Source organism: Acidaminococcus sp. HCP3S3_G9_1 (genome assembly GCF_052122455.1).
GTDB lineage: Bacteria > Bacillota > Negativicutes > Acidaminococcales > Acidaminococcaceae > Acidaminococcus.
Genome location: NZ_JBQKCH010000001.1, coordinates 51,245 through 65,955, shown reverse-complemented (window position 1 = coordinate 65,955; position 14,711 = coordinate 51,245). Strand labels below are relative to the sequence as shown.

Below are 14,711 nucleotides of genomic sequence, written 5' to 3'. Positions count from 1 at the left end.
ACTGTGGGAGGCAAAAGCCGCTTGACCACAAGGAGGAACAAACAATGAGTAAAGCTGGTAAGAAATATACCGACGCCGCAAAGCTCATCGAAGCTGGCAAGGCATATTCCCCCAAGGAAGCAGTTGATCTGGTTAAAAAGACTTCTGTGACCAAATTCGACAGCACGGTGGAAGTTTCCGTCCGCCTGGGCGTTGATCCCAAGTACGCTGACCAGCAGGTCCGCGGCGCTCTGGTTCTCCCCAACGGCACCGGCAAATCCAAGACTGTGCTGGTATTCGCCAGAGGCGCTAAGGCCAAAGAAGCCGAAGCTGCCGGCGCAGACTTTGTTGGCACTGATGAATACGTGGAAAAGATCAAAGGCGGCTGGACCGACTTCGACGTCTGCGTAGCCACTCCTGACATGATGGGTACTGTAGGCCGTCTGGGTAAAATCCTGGGCCCCAAAGGCTTGATGCCTAACCCCAAAGTGGGTACTGTGACCATGGATGTCACCCGTGCCGTCAACGAAATCAAAGCTGGTAAAATCGAGTACCGTACCGACAAAGCCGGTAACGTACAGACTGCCATCGGCAAGGTTTCCTTTGACGCTGACAAGCTGCTGGAAAACTATCTGACTCTGATCACCACCCTGATCAAAGTAAAACCCTCCGGCGCAAAAGGCCAGTACATCAAGAGCGTAACCCTGAGCACCACCATGGGCCCTGGCGTTCCTGTTGACGTACTGAAAGCTGACAGCAACAAATAATCAAATAGAAAATGACCATCGGACCCAAGACAGCAGGCGCGCAAGCCTAACGGATTTCTACCTGCCTAGGTCGGAGTGTTGATAAACATGACCTCCGGCTGACCCGCCGAGAGGTCTTTTCATTGATTAATAAAAAACTGACGCAAGGAGGTGTACTACTGATGCATGACATTAGACCTGAAAAAGCTGGTAAAGTGGCAGAACTGAAAGATCTGCTGTCCAGTTCCAAAGGTGCTGTTCTGGTTGACTACTGCGGTCTCACCGTGGCTGAAGATACCGAACTGAGAAGCAAAATGCGTGAAGCCGGTGTGAAGTACATGGTTGCCAAGAACACCTTTATCCGCATTGCCGCCAAAGAAGCTGGTGTTGAAGGACTGGATTCCTATCTGGAACACAATACCGCCGTGGCCTTCTCCGCTGAAGACCCTGTGGCTCCTGCCAAGATCCTGAACGATTTCAGCAAGGACCACAAAGCTCTGGAAATCAAAGCCGGTATCCTGGACGGTAAAGTAATCGCCCTGGACGAAGTCAAGGCTCTGGCAGAACTGCCTTCCAGAGACGAACTGCTGGCCAAACTGGTTGGCAGCATGCAGGCCCCCATTTCCGGGCTGGTCAACGTACTGCAGGGGACCATTCGCAACTTTGTGTATACCCTGGAAGCCGTACGGCAAAAGAAAGAGCAGGAATCTGCTTAATCGGAAAACAGGCTGATTCTGCAGCCTGATGAAAACCATTACCCATTTCATTAAAAATTTTGGAGGTATGAAAAATGGATAAAGATCAAATCATGGAAGCCATTGAAAATATGACTGTTCTGGAACTGGCCGACCTGGTTAAAGCCATGGAAGACAAGTTCGGTGTTAGCGCTGCTGCTCCTGTTGCCGTAGCTGCTGCTCCTGCTGCCGGCGCTGCCGCTGCTGAAAAGACCGAATTCGACGTTGTTCTGAAAGATGCTGGTGCCAGCAAGATCAACGTAATCAAAGTTGTTCGGGAACTGACCGGCCTGGGCCTGAAAGAAGCCAAAGCTGCCGTTGATGCTGCTCCCAACGCCATCAAAGAACATGTTGCCAAAGCTGACGCTGAAGCCATGAAAGCCAAACTGGAAGAAGCTGGCGCTACCGTAGAACTGAAATAATTTCTGCTGGTATTTCAAAAGGACTGTCCCCCTGGGGCGGTCCTTTTTTACTGTTCGAAAAAAGATTACATTTCCTCTTGACAAAATACCCCCTGCATAGTAGGATATTAGCATATTGAAAAAAGCAATGAGCGGAACCAGTACCTTTGGGGAAGGCCGACAGAGAGTCCGGCGGCAGCTGAGAGCCGGGCGGCGGGAACCTTAGGGAATGCCTCCGTGAGCTGGGCCTCGAATTTCCAGTAGAGCGCCCCGGGTCAGCAGCCGTTATCCCTGCTGCAAAGGCCGGCCTTTGGATGCCGGTGAATCAGAGTGGAACCACGGGCCATCGTCTCTGTTGAGACGATGGCCCTTTTTGTTTACACAGACCAAGAGGTGTTGGATTTGATCAAGTTTCAGGATATCAGCAAAACTTTCAAGATCGGCAGCGGGGCTGTACAGGCTCTCCAGCATGTGAACCTGGAAGTGGAAAAGGGAGATATCTTCGGAGTCATCGGTTTCAGCGGGGCAGGAAAATCCACCCTGCTGCGGATGGTGAATGCCCTGGAGACTCCCACGGAAGGCCATGTGGAGATCGAAGGACAGGTCATAGACCAGTTGTCCCACAATGAGCTGCGGAAGGTACGGAAAAAGATCGGCATGATCTTCCAGCAGTTCAATCTGCTGGATTCCCGGACCGTCTACGAAAATGTGGCCATTCCCCTGCGGCTGAACCACACGGAGCCGGTGCAGCTGGACCGGACGGTAAAGACCCTGCTCCAGTTCGTGGGACTGGAAGACAAGGCCGGGTCCTATCCCATCCAGCTGTCCGGGGGACAAAAACAGCGGGTGGGCATTGCCCGGGCTCTGGCCACCAACCCCAGCATCCTCCTTTGCGATGAAGCCACCAGCGCCCTGGATCCGGAAACCACGGAACAGATCCTCCAGTTGCTCCGGCGGATCAACAAGGAACTGAAGATCACCATCCTGTTCGTCACCCACCAGATCCAGGTGATCCAGCAGCTGTGCAACAAGGTGGCTGTCATGGAACACGGCCGGGTGGTGGAACAGGGGTCCGTGCTGGAAGTATTCAGCAATCCCCAGCAGGAGATCACCCGGAAGTTCGTCCGGACGGTCATCCCGGACACCATCCCGGAAAGCATCCAGGCAGATCTGAAAAAGGATCTCCGTCCCTTCAAGCTGCTGAAACTCCGTTTCCTGGGCCGCCAGGCCTCGGAAGGAGACATCTCCGTACTTAATGACCGGTTCGGTCTGAAAACCAACATCGTTTTCGCTACGGTGACAGAACTCCAGCAAACTGCCCTGGGCCTGTTCATCCTCCAGTGCATGGATGAAGGAGACAAAATTGCCCGGAGTGAGGCATACCTGACCCAGCAGGGCATTCTGTGGAAGGAGGTGAGCCTGTCATGATCGACCAATTGGGTGTTCCCGCGTCCCAGCTGATCCTGAGCGCGGAACAGACATTGTACATGGTGTTCGTATCCCTTCTGGTGGGCTCCATACTGGCCATTGTCCTGGCCATGATCCTGGTGCTGACCAACGACAACGGGATCCTGAAGAACCGGCCCATTTATCTGGTGCTGAACACCATCATCAACATCATCCGGAGCGTTCCTTTCATTATCCTGATGGTTTTCATCATGCCCCTGACCAAGGCCATTGTGGGGACCCGGATCGGCACCACCGCGGCGCTGATCCCGCTGATCGTCTTCATCACGCCCTATCTCACCCGGCTGTTCGAGAACTCCATCCTGGATGTGAACCGGGGCATTGTGGAAGCCGCCCAGTCCATGGGGGCCTCCTATTTTGAAATCGTCTGGTACTTCCTGCTGCCGGAGGCCAAGGGATCTTTGATCCTGTCCATTACCACCGGCACCATCGGGCTGATCGGCGCCACGGCCATGGCCGGTGCCATCGGGGCCGGAGGCGTAGGGGACCTGGCCCTGACATACGGGTATGAACGGATGAACACGCCGCTGATGCTGTTTACGGTGGTGGTACTGATTGTCTTCGTCCAGATCATCCAGACCGTGGGCAACCACTTTGCGTATAAAACCAGAAATCATGGATAACAAATTTTGAGGGGGTAACATCATGAACACAAGCAAACTGAAAAAATGGCTGGTAATCGGATTGGCAGCGGTGATGACCACCGCCCTGGTGGCAGGCTGCGGCAGCGATTCCGGCAAAAGCGCCGACAAAGGGGCTTCCACCAAAAAGGAACTGAAGTACAGCAAATCCCAGGGTCCTTATTCCGACCTGTTTGAAAAAGGGGTAAAGCCCATCCTGGAAAAGAAAGGGTACAAGTTCGTTGGCAAGGACATGTCCGACCTGCTCCAGGCTGACATTGCCCTGAACGAAGGGGAAGTGGACTTCAACGTGGAACAGCACACCGCCTATATGGAAAACTTCAACAAGAAACAGAACGGCCATCTGGCGGCCATTACCCCCATCCCCACGGTTCCGGCCGGAATCTTCGCTGGATCCAAGAGCAGCCTGGATCAGGTGGCTGACGGGGATACGGTAGCCGTTCCCAACGATGCCGCCAACACCGCCCGGGCCTACGCCCTGCTCCAGAAGGCCGGCTGGATCAAACTGGATCCCAAGAAGGACCTGTCCACGGTGACCCAGCAGGATATCATTGAAAATCCCCATCACCTGAAATTCACCGAAATGAAATCCCTGAACATCCCGGCTGTCCGGAATGACTTCTCCTACATTGTGATCACCGGTGCCATCATCTACAACGCCAAGATCGATCCTTCCACCGCTCTGATGAAGGAAGATATCCTGCCGCACCTGCTGCTCCAGCTGGTTGTCCAGGACAAGAACAAGGATGCCCAGTGGGCCAAGGATATTGCCGACGCCTACAAGTCCGCAGAATTCCAGGAATACATGAAGAAGAACAACAAGGGTCTGTGGTTCGACCCCAATGCCAAGAAATAAAAACACGCAGACAAACCCCGGAGGCCCAGGCTGATGGGGTTTCCTGCTGAAAAGGAGACTTTGCCATGGATGTAAAAGAACAGGTGGCAGCCCTCCAGCCGGAACTGGTCCGGCTGCGCCGCCATTTCCACGAAAATCCGGAACGGTCCTGGAAGGAATTCCAGACCCAGAAAGCCATTGAAGCCTATCTGGATGAACTGGGGATCCCCTATGTGGAATCCTGCCATTCCGGGGTGATCGCCACCTTGAAGGGGCCCCATGCTTCGAACCGGATCATCGGGATCCGGGCGGACATCGATGCCCTGCCTATTACGGAACTGGGAGAAGCGGAATACAAATCCCGGAACCTGGGGACCATGCATGCCTGCGGCCATGATACCCACATTACCATCCTGCTGGGGACGGCCAGGATCCTGGCGGCCCTGAAGGACCAGCTGACGGTGACCGTCCGGTTCCTGTTCCAGCCGGCGGAAGAAGAAATTGCCAACAGCGGAGCCGCCTATATGAAGGAAGAACCCCTGGTGAAGGAATGCGACCGGCTGATCGCCCTCCATATCTGGAGCAAGATCCCTGCGGGCTGGGCTTCCCTACGGTATGGGCCTGTCATGAGTGCCGCGGATACCTTTGATGTGACTGTGGAAGGGAAGGGAGGCCACGGGGCCCTGCCTCATCAGACCATCGACCCCATTTTGGCCGGAGCGGAATTCGTTACCGCCCTCCAGGCCGTGGTGAGCCGGGAAGTGAATCCCCTGGAGCCCGCAGTGCTCAGTGTCACCCGGTTCCAGGGAGGCACCACCAGCAATGTGATCCCGGGAGAAGTCCAGCTCTCCGGCACTGCCCGGACTTTCAGCAAGGAACTTCGGGAAGCTTATCCCGGGATCCTGGAACGGGTGGCCCAGGGCGTGGGCACTGCCACCCGGGCGACTTTGCGGACGGTGTACCATTTCGGTCCTCCTCCCATGATCAACGACAAGGCCTGTGTGGATACGGGACGGAAAGCCTGTGCCAAAGTCTTCGATCCGGACAAGCTGGTGGACTGGGAACTCCAGATGGGAGGAGAAGACTTCGCCAAGTACTACAATCCCAAATGCCTGCTGCTGTTGGGCGGCGGCTTCCCGGAAGAAGACCGCCGGTATCCTCAGCACAGCCCCTACTTCGACATCGACGAAAAAGCCCTGGGACTGGGTGTGGAATATTTTGTCCAGTATGTATTGGAGTGGGAGGAGGAATTGAAGAAATAGGATAAGTAGGGTAAAATAAAGAGACTGTGGCGTTCTGCCCAGCCTCTTATTTGTTGATTACGGAAGGGAAGTAGGTATATGCAGCCTTATCTGATCCTTGGCTTTCTGATTGTCCTGGGCTATCTGGCCCATAATCTGACGGTATCTTATGCCGCCGGCCTCCTGGTCTTGCTGAAGCTGTTCCTGCCGGAGGAGAAACTGCTCTATTTCGGCGGCCACGGGGTGAACTGGGGGGTCATGCTGCTGATGGCAGCGCTGATGGTGCCCATCGCTACCGGGAAAATCGGTCTGGCGGAAACCCTGGGAGTGTTCAAGACACCCCTGGGCATGGCCTCTCTGGTCATCGGTGCCCTGGTGGCCTTATTGGGCCGCTGGGGGGTGGAACTGATGGGGGCGGATCCTCAGGTGGTGGCCGCCATGCTGATCGGCACCATCATCGGCGTCATCCTCTTCAAAGGCGTCCCCGTAGGTCCCATGATCGCCAGCGGGATTTTGTACTGTGTAATGAAAGTGTTGGGAATGGTGTTTCATTGAAAGGGGCTGTTGCATGCGCAACAGCCCCTTAGTCGGAAGTCGGGAGTCTGCAGTCGGAAGCCTCAGGACAGGATCCGTCTGGCTGGACGGATCCTTTTGATTCTGTAGAAACAGAATCGCAATCAATTTGAGAGATCATTTCGTCCAAAGGTTCTACACATTCAAAAAATTTGCCTACAAATTTAACCTTCGGCTCCAGACTTCCGACTCCAGACTTGAGCCGCTATGCGGCTCTACAGCTAAGGGTGGTGTTGCACGCAATGTGCAGCACCACCTCTTTTTACGCCAGTGCCTCGCCCAGTCCTTTGCACTGATTCAGGGCATCGTCATCCGGGGCGTTGTTGGCGATTACCGGATCAGCGGCCAGCACGGCGCCTTCGGCTTCCGCGTCGGCTTTCCAGCTGTCCATCCATTCTCCGGTGCCCCAGCCGTAGGAGCCGAACAGGGCGATTTTCTTGCCTTTCAGGCTGCCTTTCACTTCATCCCACATGGGCTGGAATTCCCCTTCTTCCAGGACTTCCGCTCCCATGGCCGGGCAGCCGAAGGCGATGGCGTCGAAATTGGCCACTTCCCCGGCGGAAAAGGCGGAAGCATTGTATTCCACCACTTCAGCCCCTTTGCCTTTGGCACCTTCCTCCACGGCCTTGGCCATGGCTTCCGTGTTGCCGGTCCCGCTCCAGAATACCACTGCGATTTTGCTCATTGTAATCCATCCTTTCCGCCGGCCACGCCGGCTGACAAACATTTTATTTAAGCCACCGCCAGCCTGCTGAGGGGAGTACCGGCGCAGTAGCAGCGCCAGTAGATCCGGGTGCATTTCTGGCATTTGGCAAAATAACAGGCGGCCCGTTCCCGGTTTCCGTAGGCCTTCCAGCACCCGGAACAAACGCCTTTGTCCCGGGGGGAGGCCATGTAGGCTTTCACATCTTCCAGAGGATAGTCCAGCAGGATGCCGATTTCATGAGGGAAGGGGTCCCGCCGTGCCAGGCGCAGGGCCATCTGGTCCAGGATCTCCTGACAGGTGGAGCCCTCATAGCCCTGGCGTTTCAGGAAGGAACTGCTTTCCGGATCCTGGAGAAGGATGCTGAGCCGGTGGGGGCGGTACACATACAGGAGGGCACTTTTCCGGATGCAGTCATAGCTCAGGACTTCCAGACGGATTTGTTTGGGTTCCAGGCTGCGCTGGATTTCCCCGATCTGGGCGAAAGGGCTGTCTCCGGGACGGAAAACGAAGCGGAACAGACTGGCGGCTTTGAGACCGGCCAGGGTGGGCGCGCACTGGCGCACCAGTTCTGTTTCCAGGGTGATGGTCATAGTGGAGCCTCCTTGAATAAGTTAGTTATGACTAATTAATAACCAAAGAAAAATGGCTGTACTTCGAAAAATACCAGCCAAAATAGTTAGCAATTACTAACTAAACGAAGTATAACAAATCCCTCTGTTTTGTGCAACCATTTTTTTTCTCCATCTTGCCACCGGACCGGTTTTGGGCTATAATGAGGGTATAATTAATCAAACGAATAATTATTTTACTGGTACAGATGGGAGCGATGACCATGAAATGGTGGAAACCTGTGGTGGTGGGGCTGTCCCTGACCCTGGCACCGGGGATGATGCAGCCGGCCCTGGCCGGGAAGAAGGATCCCCAGCCCAAGGCGGTGAAGATGCCCTCCTGGACAGAACTGGCCCAGAAGCAACCGGCAGCTTATGACAAGGCCACGCCGGAGGCCAGGCTCAGTGAGGAACAGCTGGCGGACTGGTGGAAGACCTTCCAGGACCCCAAACTGGACGCCCTGATCGAACTTTCTCTGAAAAACAACCGGGATCTCCAGGCGGCCCAGGCCCGGGTGGAAGAAGCACGGGCCCAGTTGGGGATCAGCAAGGGGGAAGCCCTGCCCTGGCTGAATGTGGGAGGCACCTACGGACGGTATGAAGCCCCTCAGGGGGTCAACGACAAAATCAGCGATATGAGTCCCTATCCGGGGATGATCAACCCGCCCAACCGGAATTCTTCCGTAGCCGGGCTGGGCATCGATGCTTCCTGGGAACCGGACTTCTTCGGCCGGCTGAAGGCCAAGAAGCAGAGCGCCGCCCACAACCTGGCAGCCCAGCATGCAGCCCTGTACAGCACCTGGGTGACCCTCAGTGCGGAAACAGCCCTCAACTATGTATCTCTCCGGACCCTCCAGCAGGATCTGGACCTGTTGGAACGGCATGCAGCCCTGGAAGGGGAAAAAGCAGATCTGCTCCAGACCAATTACAATGCGGGGCTGATCAGCGGCTATCCTCTGGAAGCCATGCGGACCCAGGAACAGAATACTCGGGCGGAGATCCCCCGGATCCGGCAGTCCATCCAGGAGACCCTTACCCGACTGTCCATCCTTACCGGGACGGAACCGGGCCAGCTCAATGACCTGTTGGAACCGGAAGATTTACCGGAAATCGATCCGGAACTGTATCATGCCATTCCCGCCAACCTGATGCGCCAGCGGCCGGATATCCGGGCGGCGGAAGAGCGGCTGGAAGCCCAGATCGCCCGGACCAAAGAGGCACGGGCGGAACTGAAGCCCCGGTTCACCCTGGACGGGTTCCTGGGGCTCATCACCCTGGGGGGCGGGAATCTGTTCGGTTCCGGCGCCCATTCCTTTGCCATTGCGCCTTCCTTCACCTTCCCCCTGTTCCATGGGGGACAGCTGCGGCAGAATGTGAAGCTGCAGGATGCCCGGGCCAAAGAATACCAGGCCCAGTATGAAAACACGGTGCTGAAGGCGGCCGGGGAAGTCCAGGATGCCATGACCGGTATCGTTCAGGAAAAGGAACGGAAAGACAAGCTCACCGCCGGGGTGGACAATGCCCAGGGGGCTTTCGACCTGGCGGAAAACCGCTTCCAGGCGGGACTCAGCGATTATCAGCCGGTATTGGACAGCGAACGGATCCTGCTTACCATGAAACGGCAGGAAAACCGCAGCCGGGGCCAGGAACTGGCGGACCTGATCCACCTGTACAAGGCACTGGGTGGCGGCTGGCAGCCGCTTACCGATGCGGAACAGGCGGAAATCAGCAGGGCAGAAGGGAAGGATAAATGATGGCATTTTGGGAAAACCTTTTACAGGACAAAAAGAAACTGGCGGCCCTGGTGGCAGCGGCAGCCCTGCTCATCGGCGGGGGCTCCTACGGTTACCACCGGTATCAGGTGCAGAAGGCGGCCCGGCAGCTGACCCTCTACGGGAACGTGGATGTGCGGGAAGTATCCGTGGCCTTCCGGGAAAGCGACCGGATCGCGGAAGAAATGGTGGAAGAAGGAGATAAGGTCACCAAGGGCCAGGTACTGGCCCGATTGGATACCGATGAACTGAAAATCAAGAAGAGCAAGCTCCAGGCTCAGATCGCCGCCCAGCAGAGCGTGGTGGACAAACTCCACAACGGCACCCGGGCGGAAGATCTGGAAGCGGCCCGGGCTAAAGCCGATGAGGCGGCAGCCCAGGCGGACCAGGCCCGGCAGGATCTGGCCCGGGTGGAGAACGCCTTTGCCTCTTCCAATGGAAAATCCGTCAGCAAACAGGACCGGGATGCGGCCCGGACCAAGGTGGATGTAACGGCGGCCCAGGCGGAAGCGGCCCGGCAGGAATATGAAAAAGCCCAGGCCGGTCCCCGGGATGAAGATGTGGCCAGCGGGGAAGCCCAGCTGAAAGCCCTCCAGGAAGACGCCAAACACGTGGACTACCTGCTGAGCCAGGCGGAACTCAAGGCACCGGCAGACGGGGTCATCCGGTCCCGGCTGCTGGAAGTGGGGGATATGGCTTCTCCTCAGAAACCGGTGTTCAAGCTGTCCCTCAATGAAAAGAAATGGATCCGGGTCTATGTCAGCGAAAAGGATCTGGGCCGGATCTATGAAGGGATGAAGGCGAAGATCTATACGGACAGCCATCCCAAGGATCCCATCGAAGGCCAGATTGGCTATATTTCCTCTACGGCAGAATTCACCCCCAAAACGGTCCAGACCACGGAACTGCGTACCTCCCTGCTGTACGAAGTCCGGGTCTATGTAACCGATTCCGACAATGTGCTGCGGATGGGAATGCCCGCCACGGTGCAGATCGACACGGAGCAGAGCCATGACTGAATGGGTGGTCCAGGCTGAAAAGCTGGACAAACTCTTTGATGACAAGCAGGGAAAGACCCATGCTCTCCAAGGCATCGACTTCCGGGCGGAAAAAGGGAAAATGACCGCCCTCATCGGTCCGGACGGGGCCGGGAAGACCACCACCATGCGGCTGATCTGCGGGCTCATGGACCCCACCGGCGGGAGCCTGAAGGTGCTGGGGCTGGATTCAGTGGCCGGGGCGGAGGAAATCCAGTCCCGGATCAGCTACATGCCCCAGAAATTCGGCCTTTATGAAGATCTGACCATCCAGGAGAATATGGATCTGTATGCGGACCTTCACGGGATCCCCCAGGATACCCGGAAGGACCGTTTTGCCAAACTGCTGGACATGACCGGGCTGGCTCCCTTTACCGGACGGCTGGCAGGGAAGCTGTCCGGGGGCATGAAGCAGAAATTGGGGCTGGCCTGCACGTTGGTCCGTTCTCCGGATCTGCTGATCCTGGACGAACCTACCGTAGGGGTGGACCCTCTCAGCCGTGACGAGTTGTGGATCATCATTAAGCAGATGGTCCGGGAAGAAAACCTCAGCGTCATTGTATGCACCGCCTACATGAACGAGGCGGCCATGTGCGACCATGTGTATGTGCTGAACCTGGGCCAGATGCTGTTTGAAGGGACTCCCCAGGAACTGAGCCAGGTGGCGGCGGGAAAATGCTTCGAAGTGGACCCGCCGGAAGAACTGCCCTACCGGGTGCTCCAGGGATCCCTGCTGGATGACACGGAACAGATCATCGATGCGGTTCCGGAAAGCGGTACCGTCCGGTACATTGCCGCCCGGCCCGGGGAACCCATTCCCACCCTGGAGCGGTGGAGCCTGACCCCCCGGGCGGTGGAACCCCGGCTGGAAGACGGGTTCATGATCCTTCTCCACCAGGCGGCGGATCTGGAAAAGACCCGGATCCCCCTGGCTCCTCTGGACAAGATCCCGCCCCGTCCTTCCCAGAATGAAGTGAGCATCGAAGTGAAGGACCTGGTGAAGAAGTTCGGGGATTTCACCGCGGTTTCCCATACTTCCTTCCAGGTCCACAAAGGAGAGGTGTTCGGCCTTCTGGGGCCCAACGGGGCCGGGAAGACCACTACCTTCCGGATGCTCTGCGGCCTGATCCCTGCCACCGGCGGCAAGCTCAGCGTGGCCGGGGAGAACCTGCGGACTGCCCGGACGGAGGCCCGGGCCAAAATCGGCTACGTGTCCCAGAAATTCGCCCTGTACACCAAGCTCAGCGTACTGGAAAATCTCCAGTTCTACGGAGGCATGTACGGCCTGCCCCGGAAGAAGCTCCAGGAACGGATCCGCACGGTGCTGGAGGAGTTCCAGCTCACCGGGACGGAATCCCACAATGCCGGGGACCTGCCGGGAGGCTACAAACAGCGGCTGTCCATGGCCTGCGCCCTGCTCCAGGAGCCGGAGATCCTGTTCCTGGACGAACCCACCAGCGGCATCGATCCCCTGGCCCGGCGGATGTTCTGGCGGGAAATCACGGATCTGTCCTGCAAAGGGACCACCATCATCATCACTACCCACTTTATGGAAGAATCCGAGTACTGCGACCGGATCATGATCCAGGACCATGGGAAGATGCTGATCATCGGTTCCACCGATGAAATCCGGGAAAAACTCCATAAACCGGGGGCCAACATGGATGCCATGTTCATCGACATCGTGAACCAGGCCCGGGCCAGGGGAGAGGAGGCAGCCCAATGAAAGATAATATGCGCCGGATCCGGGCTCTGACGGTGAAGGAGTTCCGGGAAGTGCTCCGGGACAATTCCAGCCTGGCCCTGGGCATCCTGCTGCCCATCCTGCTGATCCTGGTGATCGGCTACGGCATCAGCCTGGATGTGAAGCACGCCCCCATCGGGGTGGTGCTGGAGGACGCGTCTCCGGAGGCCCGGCAGGTGGTGGATTTCGTGGATGGATCGGAATACTTCCGACCTACATACATGACCAGCATGAACCAGGCGCTCCGAGCCATGGAACAGCGGAGAATCGACGCCATCCTCCGGGTGCCTCCGGATTTCAGCCGCCAGCTCCACCAGGGGGACGGACGGGTCCAGCTGCTGCTGTACGGCACGGACACCACCACCGCCATGAGCATCCAGAGTTATGTGGAAACGGCGGCGGCTCAGTGGTCCGCCCGCCAGATGGCCGGCCAGGGCGTGGGAGCCGTGGACCTGGAATCCAGGCTCTGGTTCAATGATGCCCATGAAAGCACCTGGTACTTTTTGCCCGGGCTGATCCTGATGATCGTCACCCTGGTGGGGGTGCTGCTCACCGCCGGGGTCATGGCCCGGGAATACGAACGGGGGACCTTTGAATCCCTGTTCGTGACTCCGGTGAAAAAAGGAGAGATCATTGTGGCCAAGATGATCCCCTATTTCTGCATTGCCCTGCTGGGGGTCTTCATCTGTCTGATCCTGTCCCGGTTCCTGTTCCAGGTGCCTCTGGTAGGGTCCCTGTCCCTGATTTTGCTGTTTTCCGTCCTGTACCTGCTCACCGCCCTGGGCATGGGGATGCTGATTTCTGTGGTGACCAAAGCCCAGTTCATGGCCATCCAGGTTGCCCTTCTGGTAAGCTTCCTGCCCAGCATCATGCTTTCCGGGTTCCTGTTCGACCTGCGGGCCACCCCCCGGTGGGTCCAGTGGATCGGGGAAGTACTGCCCTTCAAGCATTATCTGGTGGCCCTGAAGACCCTGTTTTTGGCCGGTGACCTGTGGCCGGTGATCCTGCCCCAGGCCGGCTGGCTGCTGTTTTTCATGGTGCTTTTCCTGGGCCTGGCCCTCCAGCGTATCCGAAAGAAGGTGGAATGAATGACGCCCTGGCAGCTATTTTGTCAGCAGGTCCGGTATATCTGCCGGAAAGAACTGCTGGCCATCTGGAAGGACAAGGCCTTCCGGCAGATTCTGGTAGTCCCCACTCTGGTCCTGGGGGTGATTTTCGGCTACACCGCCACCTTCAATGTGGAGGATGTGACTTATGCGGTATTGGACCAGAGCCATTCAGAGGCTTCCACCTCTCTGCTGGCCACCCTGGACGGCACCCGCTTTTTCCATCGGGTGGCGGATCTCCAGAATACCGCCCAGCTCAAGGATCCCATCGACCGGGAAGAAGCCATGGTGGTGCTGGCCATTCCCTCTGATTTTGAAGAGAAACTGGCCCGGGGAGAAAAAGCCCCCCTCCAGGTAATCACCGATGGCCGGAATACCATGACCGCCAGTCTGGCTTCCGCCTACACCTCCCGGGTGGTCCAGCAGTGGCTGGAAGCCCGGACCGGCCAGAAACCGCCCCTTTCCGTGGAAACCCGGACCTGGTTCAACCCCAACCAGCTGACCCTGTGGTATTTTGCTCCCGGGATCCTGGGGCTCATGAGCTTTTCCCAGGTGATCCTTTTGGCCGGCATGTCCGTAGCCCGGGAACGGGAGGAAGGGACCTTCGAACAGCTGCTGGTGACCCCGGCGTCCCCCCTGGTGCTCCTGATCGGGAAGGCGTTCCCTCCGGTGCTGGTGGGGCTGCTCCAGGGGACGCTGCTCCTGCTGCTGGATCTGTTCTGGTTCCAGGTGCCTTTTGAAGGGTCCTACCTGACCCTGTACCTGGTGCTGCTGGTCTATTTCCTCAGTTCCACCGGCATCGGGCTGAGCATTTCTTCCGTGTGCAGTTCCATGCAGCAGGTCCAGGTGTACACCTATGTATATCTGATCCCCAATGCCCTTTTGAGCGGGGTGGCCACCCCGGTTCGGAACATGCCCCAGTTCCTCCAGATCCTGACTTATGCGGATCCTCTCCGGTTTGCCCTGGATGCCATCCGCCGGATCTATTTTGAAGGAGCGGGCCTTGGCACCATTGCCCCGGATCTGTTGCCCATGGCCGTAGTGGCCGTCCTGACCCTCTGGCTGGCAGCGGTTTTATTCCGGAAGAATTTGGGGTAGAATGAGTGAAGAGTAAAGAGTGA

Annotated in this window: 15 protein-coding genes and 1 other annotated feature; of the genes, 13 read left to right on the top strand and 2 right to left on the bottom strand. The window is 57.3% G+C overall.

What is annotated here, in order from left to right:
- The first annotated feature begins 44 nt into the window (after nucleotides 1-44).
- The 8 genes from rplA (at nucleotide 45) to ACTQY1_RS00290 (ending at nucleotide 6,599) form a co-directional block, all read left to right on the top strand.
- A complete protein-coding gene (rplA, locus tag ACTQY1_RS00325) occupies nucleotides 45-746 on the top strand; it encodes a 50S ribosomal protein L1 (protein WP_154487623.1) in 702 nt (233 codons plus the stop codon).
- Between the two features lie 161 nt (nucleotides 747-907).
- Entirely contained in the window at nucleotides 908-1,441 is a 534-nt protein-coding gene (gene rplJ, locus ACTQY1_RS00320) for a 50S ribosomal protein L10 (protein ID WP_022487508.1), read from the top strand.
- A 74-nt stretch (nucleotides 1,442-1,515) separates the two neighbouring features.
- The gene (gene rplL / locus ACTQY1_RS00315) at nucleotides 1,516-1,881 is read left to right on the top strand and encodes a 50S ribosomal protein L7/L12 (protein ID WP_012937659.1); all 366 of its coding nucleotides are present in this window, start codon (nucleotides 1,516-1,518) and stop codon (nucleotides 1,879-1,881) included.
- 118 nt (nucleotides 1,882-1,999) lie between these two features.
- Nucleotides 2,000-2,217, top strand: a binding site (T-box leader).
- A 45-nt stretch (nucleotides 2,218-2,262) separates the two neighbouring features.
- Complete coding sequence (locus tag ACTQY1_RS00310) at nucleotides 2,263-3,288, top strand: methionine ABC transporter ATP-binding protein (RefSeq protein WP_329777686.1); 1,026 nt, start codon at nucleotides 2,263-2,265, stop codon at nucleotides 3,286-3,288.
- The gene (locus ACTQY1_RS00305; protein WP_308664060.1) at nucleotides 3,285-3,950 is read left to right on the top strand and encodes a methionine ABC transporter permease; all 666 of its coding nucleotides are present in this window, start codon (nucleotides 3,285-3,287) and stop codon (nucleotides 3,948-3,950) included. Before ACTQY1_RS00310 ends, ACTQY1_RS00305 begins: the two co-directional genes overlap by 4 nt.
- A gap of 22 nt (nucleotides 3,951-3,972) precedes the next feature.
- On the top strand, nucleotides 3,973-4,824 hold the full coding sequence (locus tag ACTQY1_RS00300) for a MetQ/NlpA family ABC transporter substrate-binding protein (protein ID WP_329777685.1): 852 nt from the start codon (nucleotides 3,973-3,975) through the stop codon (nucleotides 4,822-4,824).
- Nucleotides 4,825-4,889: 65 nt separating this feature from the next.
- Complete coding sequence (locus tag ACTQY1_RS00295; protein WP_441368792.1) at nucleotides 4,890-6,065, top strand: M20 metallopeptidase family protein; 1,176 nt, start codon at nucleotides 4,890-4,892, stop codon at nucleotides 6,063-6,065.
- A gap of 78 nt (nucleotides 6,066-6,143) precedes the next feature.
- The gene (locus ACTQY1_RS00290; RefSeq protein ID WP_022487503.1) at nucleotides 6,144-6,599 is read left to right on the top strand and encodes a DUF441 domain-containing protein; all 456 of its coding nucleotides are present in this window, start codon (nucleotides 6,144-6,146) and stop codon (nucleotides 6,597-6,599) included.
- 280 nt (nucleotides 6,600-6,879) lie between these two features.
- Here the strand turns inward: ACTQY1_RS00290 and ACTQY1_RS00285 are convergent, their stop codons facing one another.
- On the bottom strand, nucleotides 6,880-7,302 hold the full coding sequence (locus ACTQY1_RS00285; RefSeq protein ID WP_022487502.1) for a flavodoxin: 423 nt from the start codon (nucleotides 7,300-7,302) through the stop codon (nucleotides 6,880-6,882).
- 47 nt (nucleotides 7,303-7,349) lie between these two features.
- Nucleotides 7,350-7,913, bottom strand: a complete 564-nt coding sequence (locus ACTQY1_RS00280) for a DUF3793 family protein (RefSeq protein WP_022487501.1) — start codon at nucleotides 7,911-7,913, stop codon at nucleotides 7,350-7,352.
- Nucleotides 7,914-8,155: 242 nt separating this feature from the next.
- Here ACTQY1_RS00280 and ACTQY1_RS00275 point away from each other — a divergent pair, with 242 nt between their 5' ends.
- From ACTQY1_RS00275 to ACTQY1_RS00255, 5 genes are read left to right on the top strand one after another with little or no spacing between them, the layout of a single operon-like run.
- Nucleotides 8,156-9,685 (top strand): efflux transporter outer membrane subunit, encoded by a 1,530-nt coding sequence (locus ACTQY1_RS00275; RefSeq protein ID WP_441368791.1) that lies wholly within the window; start codon nucleotides 8,156-8,158, stop codon nucleotides 9,683-9,685.
- Nucleotides 9,682-10,722 (top strand): HlyD family efflux transporter periplasmic adaptor subunit, encoded by a 1,041-nt coding sequence (locus ACTQY1_RS00270; RefSeq protein WP_441368790.1) that lies wholly within the window; start codon nucleotides 9,682-9,684, stop codon nucleotides 10,720-10,722. Before ACTQY1_RS00275 ends, ACTQY1_RS00270 begins: the two co-directional genes overlap by 4 nt.
- A complete protein-coding gene (locus ACTQY1_RS00265; protein WP_441368789.1) occupies nucleotides 10,715-12,466 on the top strand; it encodes an ATP-binding cassette domain-containing protein in 1,752 nt (583 codons plus the stop codon). The genes ACTQY1_RS00270 and ACTQY1_RS00265 overlap by 8 nt, the downstream gene beginning before the upstream one ends.
- Complete coding sequence (locus tag ACTQY1_RS00260; protein WP_441368788.1) at nucleotides 12,463-13,572, top strand: ABC transporter permease; 1,110 nt, start codon at nucleotides 12,463-12,465, stop codon at nucleotides 13,570-13,572. The genes ACTQY1_RS00265 and ACTQY1_RS00260 overlap by 4 nt, the downstream gene beginning before the upstream one ends.
- Nucleotides 13,573-14,688, top strand: coding sequence for an ABC transporter permease (locus ACTQY1_RS00255; RefSeq protein WP_022487495.1), 1,116 nt, complete (start codon nucleotides 13,573-13,575; stop codon nucleotides 14,686-14,688).
- Nucleotides 14,689-14,711 lie beyond the last annotated feature (23 nt).

Coding starts and splice junctions, on each gene's coding strand:
- ACTQY1_RS00285 (WP_022487502.1), bottom strand. CDS start 7,302: ATGAGCAAAATCGCAGTGGTATTCTGGAGCGGGACCGGCAACACGGAA.
- ACTQY1_RS00305 (WP_308664060.1), top strand. CDS start 3,285: ATGATCGACCAATTGGGTGTTCCCGCGTCCCAGCTGATCCTGAGCGCG.
- rplL (WP_012937659.1), top strand. CDS start 1,516: ATGGATAAAGATCAAATCATGGAAGCCATTGAAAATATGACTGTTCTG.
- ACTQY1_RS00275 (WP_441368791.1), top strand. CDS start 8,156: ATGAAATGGTGGAAACCTGTGGTGGTGGGGCTGTCCCTGACCCTGGCA.
- ACTQY1_RS00300 (WP_329777685.1), top strand. CDS start 3,973: ATGAACACAAGCAAACTGAAAAAATGGCTGGTAATCGGATTGGCAGCG.
- ACTQY1_RS00270 (WP_441368790.1), top strand. CDS start 9,682: ATGATGGCATTTTGGGAAAACCTTTTACAGGACAAAAAGAAACTGGCG.
- rplA (WP_154487623.1), top strand. CDS start 45: ATGAGTAAAGCTGGTAAGAAATATACCGACGCCGCAAAGCTCATCGAA.
- ACTQY1_RS00260 (WP_441368788.1), top strand. CDS start 12,463: ATGAAAGATAATATGCGCCGGATCCGGGCTCTGACGGTGAAGGAGTTC.
- ACTQY1_RS00295 (WP_441368792.1), top strand. CDS start 4,890: ATGGATGTAAAAGAACAGGTGGCAGCCCTCCAGCCGGAACTGGTCCGG.
- ACTQY1_RS00280 (WP_022487501.1), bottom strand. CDS start 7,913: ATGACCATCACCCTGGAAACAGAACTGGTGCGCCAGTGCGCGCCCACC.
- rplJ (WP_022487508.1), top strand. CDS start 908: ATGCATGACATTAGACCTGAAAAAGCTGGTAAAGTGGCAGAACTGAAA.
- ACTQY1_RS00265 (WP_441368789.1), top strand. CDS start 10,715: ATGACTGAATGGGTGGTCCAGGCTGAAAAGCTGGACAAACTCTTTGAT.
- ACTQY1_RS00290 (WP_022487503.1), top strand. CDS start 6,144: ATGCAGCCTTATCTGATCCTTGGCTTTCTGATTGTCCTGGGCTATCTG.
- ACTQY1_RS00255 (WP_022487495.1), top strand. CDS start 13,573: ATGACGCCCTGGCAGCTATTTTGTCAGCAGGTCCGGTATATCTGCCGG.